At 40.2% G+C, this 259-nt stretch carries 1 pseudogene; it reads right to left on the reverse strand.

The features are described 5' to 3' along the window. Window positions 1-259: pseudogene (locus LI126_RS14870) on the reverse strand (hypothetical protein); the annotation flags it as partial.

A 259-nucleotide genomic window follows, 5' to 3' on the forward strand; every position in this document is an offset into this window, starting at 1 on the left:
TGATCCGATGCCTTTGGCGGAAAAGAGACTCTTTGAATCTCAACACCTCTTTCTTGATACTCCTGACGAATCTCTGCTATTACTTTCCGTCTCGCATCTTGTACAACACCGCTGTCACACATTTCAAACAATGCGATTCTTTTATGACCGAGTTGGATCAGATACTCCAATGTATTTCTTGCCGCCTTTTCATGATCCGATGCAATATAATGATAATCATCATATCCTATTATTTTTCCGACGCATACATATGGAATCC

It is taken from the genome of Mediterraneibacter sp. 210702-DFI.5.30, assembly GCF_020560115.1.
Taxonomy (GTDB): Bacteria; Bacillota; Clostridia; order Lachnospirales; family Lachnospiraceae; genus Mediterraneibacter; species Mediterraneibacter faecis.